4 protein-coding genes are annotated in these 4,487 nt (G+C 63.2%); 2 read left to right on the forward strand and 2 right to left on the reverse strand.

The annotated features are described in order from the left end of the window. Together panC and panB are read right to left on the reverse strand one after the other, a co-directional pair. Positions 1–782, reverse strand: a 782-nt coding sequence (panC, locus tag AB1A62_RS21965; protein WP_366663581.1) for a pantoate--beta-alanine ligase, incomplete at its 3' end; no start/stop codon positions are given. Between the two features lie 8 nt (positions 783–790). Beyond that, positions 791–1,621, reverse strand: a complete 831-nt coding sequence (gene panB, locus AB1A62_RS21970) for a 3-methyl-2-oxobutanoate hydroxymethyltransferase (protein WP_366663582.1) — start codon at positions 1,619–1,621, stop codon at positions 791–793. Between the two features lie 167 nt (positions 1,622–1,788). Here panB and AB1A62_RS21975 point away from each other — a divergent pair, with 167 nt between their 5' ends. After that, positions 1,789–3,267, forward strand: a complete 1,479-nt coding sequence (locus tag AB1A62_RS21975; RefSeq protein ID WP_366663583.1) for an ABC transporter substrate-binding protein — start codon at positions 1,789–1,791, stop codon at positions 3,265–3,267. A gap of 67 nt (positions 3,268–3,334) precedes the next feature. Then, positions 3,335–4,372 carry a hypothetical protein gene (locus tag AB1A62_RS21980; protein ID WP_366663584.1) on the forward strand — a complete coding sequence of 346 codons (1,038 nt, stop codon included), beginning with the start codon at positions 3,335–3,337 and terminating at the stop codon, positions 4,370–4,372. Positions 4,373–4,487: the final 115 nt, after the last annotated feature.

Consider the following 4,487-nt stretch of genomic DNA (forward strand, 5'->3'; position numbering starts at 1 on the left):
GGACTGGAGGGGGTGTCCAGCGCTTCCAGCGTTTCGGCGCAGCGCAGGTCGAAATATTCCACGTCGCCGAACCCCGCCGCAGCAAGCGCCTGGCGCGCGGCGGCCTCCAGCGGCGCCCAGGGTTCGCCCGCCGAAGCCTTGGCGGCGGCCTCGCGCATTGCGGCGTTGAGGGCCGCGGCCTTGGCCAGCGCCTCTTCCGACAGGCGCAGGTTGCGGGAAGACATGGCAAGGCCGGACGGCTCGCGCACGGTCTCGCAGCCGATCACCTCGATCGGGATGTCCAGATCGCGGGCCATGCGGGTTACCACCATCAGCTGCTGGTAATCCTTCTGGCCGAAAAACGCCTTGTCCGCGCTGGTTTGCAGGAACAGCTTGGCGACCACCGTTGCGACGCCATCGAAGTGGCCGGGGCGGAAGGGGCCTTCCATCACGTCCGTAATGCTGCCGCCGACGGAGACATTGGTGGCATAGCCATCAGGATAGATCTGGTCCGGGTCCGGGACATAGATCAGGTCAACGCCGTAGGGGGCGAGCTTTTCCGCATCCTCATTCTCGGTGCGCGGGTAGTTCGCCAGATCCTCCGGGTTGTTGAACTGCTTGGGGTTCACGAAAATGGTCACGATCACGCGGTCGCAGGCGGCCTTGGCGGCCTCCACCAGCGACAGATGGCCCGCATGCAGCGCGCCCATGGTCGGCACCAGACCGATGGTTTCGCCCTTACGGCGCCAGTCTGTCGTCTGGGCGCGCAAATCAAACAGACGTCGCAGGATCGGAGCGGTCATGTCGGAAGTCATCCTTTGGAAGGGGCCTGATCGGCAAAGACATGCTCTGCCGCAGGGAAGCTGCGCGCCCGCACTTCGGCGGCGTATTCGGCGATGCCGGCTTCAGCCAGCGGGCCAAGATCGGCGTAACGCTTCACGAACTTCGGTTTGAAGGCGGTGAAGAAGCCCAGCATGTCATCCACCACCAGGATCTGCCCGTCGCAGCCGGCGCTGGCGCCGATACCGATGGTGGGAATAGCAACCTCGGCGGTGATCTTGTCGGCCAGTTTCTGCGGCACCTTCTCCAGCACCACCGAGAACGCGCCGGCCCCGGCCACCGCGCGGGCGTCCGCGAGCACCGCCTCTGCCTGCGCATCGCGGCCCTGCACCTTGTAGCCGCCCAGGGTGTTGATCGACTGCGGCGTCAGCCCGATATGCGCCATCACCGGGATGCCGCGCTTGACCAGGAAGCGGATGGTTTCGGCCATCTCGACGCCGCCTTCCAGCTTGACCGCGGCGCAGCCGGTTTCGGCCATCAGCCTAGCCGCGTTGCGGAACGCCTGCTGCGGGCCTTCCTCGTAAGATCCGAACGGCATGTCGATGACCAGCATCGCCTTGTCCAGGCCGCGCGCCACCGCCTGGCCATGCAGGATCATCATCTCCATCGTCACGCCCAGGGTGGAGGTCAGCCCGTGCAGCACCATGCCGACGCTGTCGCCGACCAGCACAAAGTCGCAGTGCTTGTCCATCAGCCGGGCCATCGGCGTGGTATAGGCCGTCAGGCTCACCAAAGGGGTGCCGCCCTTGCGGGCCCGGATGTCTTCGGCGTTGGGCGCCTGTTTCTTGGCTGTCGCGCTCATGGCTGTCCTGTCCGCGGTTCTTAGAGTGGACACGGATTACCAATTAACGCCGCGTGCTTCCAGTGCGCGAAATGCCGCCCGGCCTTGATTACGCACGGGAAACAGGGAAACTCGTTTCCAATAGGCGCCGTTTTCAGGCCCGCATATTGCACACAGGGAGATTTCAGATGGGTTTCAGATCCTTTGTCTTTGCCGCCAGTTCCGCGCTGGCACTGGTGGCGGGCGGCGCCTGGGCCAAGGACAGCGTCACTATCGGACTGCAGCTGGAACCGCCGCATCTGGACCCGACCAGTGCCGCGGCGCAGGCCATCGACTCGGTGGTTTACAGCAATGTCTTCGAGGGGCTCACGCGCTTCATGGGCGACGGGTCGGTGGTGCCGGGGCTGGCGGAAAGCTGGGAAATCTCCGAAGACGGCACGGTCTATACCTTCAAGCTGCGTGAGGGCGTCACCTTCCACGACGGCAGCGCGATGGATGCGGAGGATGTGAAATTCTCGCTCGACCGCGCCCGCGCCGAGGACAGCACCAATGCGCAGAAAGCGCTGTTCGAGGGGATCACCGCCGTGGATGCGGTGGACCCGCAGACCGTGCAGATCACGCTGGAGGCGCCGAACGGCAGCCTGCTGTTCAACCTGGCCTGGGGCGATGCGGTGATCGTGGCGCCGGAGAGCATCGATAACATCAAGACCAAACCGGTCGGCACCGGCGCCTATACCTTCCAGGAGTGGGTGCAGGGCGACCGCATCACGCTGGCGCGCAACCCGGATTACTGGGGCGATCAGCCGCCCCTGGCTTCGGCCACCTTCAAGTTCATCTCCGACCCGACCGCTGCGTTCGCCGCAATGATGGCAGAGGATATCGACGCCTTCGACAACTTCCCGGCGCCGGAAAACCTGCCGCAGTTCGAGGCTGACCCGCGGTTCCAGGTGCTGGTGGGATCGACCGAGGGCGAGACGATCCTGTCCACCAACAACAAGCAGCCGCCGTTCGACGACATCCGGGTGCGGCAGGCCGTGGCCCATGCCATCGACCGGCAGGCGATCATCGACGGCGCCATGTTCGGCTACGGCACCCCGATCGGCACCCATTTTGCGCCGCACAACCCGGCCTACAAGGACCTGACCGGCAATTCCGCCCATGATCCGGAGCAGGCCAAGGCGCTGCTGGCGGAAGCAGGCTTCCCGGACGGGTTCGAGACCACCCTGCACCTGCCGCCGCCCTCCTATGCCCGGCGCGGCGGCGAGATCGTTGCGGCACAGCTGGCCGCGGTGGGGATCAAGGCCGAGATCATCAACGTGGAATGGGCCCAGTGGCTGGAAAGCGTGTTCCGCGGCAAGAGCTTTGGCCTGACCATCGTCAGCCATACCGAGCCGATGGATATCGGCATCTATGCCCGGCCTGAGTATTACTTCCAGTATGACAGCAAAGCCTTTCAGGAACTGATGGCCAAGCTGAACGCCACCACCGGCCCGGAGGCCCGCACCGCACTCCTGCAGGCGGCGCAGGAAATGATCGCGGCGGATTACGTGAACGGCTACCTGTTCCAGCTGGCCAAGCTGGGGGTGGCCAAGGCCGGGCTGCAGGGGCTGTGGGCAAACGCGCCCACTGCCGCCATCGACCTGAGCGCGCTAAGCTGGGCAGAGTGACAGCATTGCCGCGAAGCCCCTGCCGGCCGGGCTTCGCGGCTTCACCTTGTGAATCGGCAGTTTGAGTATGGTGTTTTCAGGTATCTTTCGGCCTCTCGGCCGCTTTTGGGGTCTGATCCTGCTGGGTTTGGCCTGCCTTGCCTGGCCGACCTGGGCCCGGGCGGAGCTTTCGGGCGGTCTGGAAGGTTTGACCGGACAGCTGGATACCCCGCTGGAAGTGGGCATCGGCATCAAGATCGACCAGATTGTCAACGTCGATCAGAAAGCCGAGAACTATAGCGCCGTCGCGGTCATCCGGGCCGAGTGGACGGACCCGGCGCTGGCTTTCGATGCCGAGGAATTCGGGCGCGATGTCCGCATCTTCCAACCCGATGCGCTGGCGGACTTTGCCAAGTCTGCCGGCGCGGTCGTCCCGGTGTTCGTCATCATGAACCAGCAATCCAACCGCTGGATTCACCAGTCCGCGGCCGGCGTGCGCTCAGACGGCAGTGTGGTCTATGTCGAAAAATCCTCGCTGACGCTTCAGGCCCCGCATTTCAATTTCAGGAAATATCCTTTCGACACCCAGCGGTTCCAGTTCGAAGTCGCCTCAGTACTGCCTTCGGCATACGTGAACTACTATCCGCTGAACGAATATTCCGGGCTGGGGGGCATGCTGGGCGAGGAAGAGTGGATTCTTGGAAACGCACACCTGGTCCAGACCAATGCCGAAGGGATTTCAGGCCATGAGAGCGACCAGATCACGCTGGTTTTCGAGGGCAAAAGGCACATCACCTATTACCTGATCCGGGTGTTTCTCCCCATGCTCGTCCTGATCACGGTAAGCTGGTCGGTCTTTTTCCTCGACGAGTACCGGAAGCGGATCGAGATTTCGGGGGCGAACCTGCTGGTCTTTGTGGCCTTCAACTGGGCGATTTCGGCGGACCTGCCCAAGCTGGGATACCTGACTTTTCTCGATTTCATCCTGCAATGGATGTTCCTCGCCACCGGTGCGATCATCGTCTTCAACGTGGTGCTGCGCAAACTCAAGCTGGCCGGGCGCGAGACCTTGGCCCGGAAGCTCGACAATTATGCGCTGAAGTGGATCTACCCCGGCACATTCTAAACTGGGTTGCGACAAATTCCCTATCTTGCTGGAAAGCAAGGAGAATGGAAGATGGCCCATACGGAGCTGGATTTGCGTGAACGGCGCACAATCGAAGATATGCTGAACGCAAAGA

It is taken from the genome of Leisingera sp. JC11 (assembly GCF_040704725.1).
Classification (GTDB): Bacteria; Pseudomonadota; Alphaproteobacteria; order Rhodobacterales; family Rhodobacteraceae; genus Leisingera.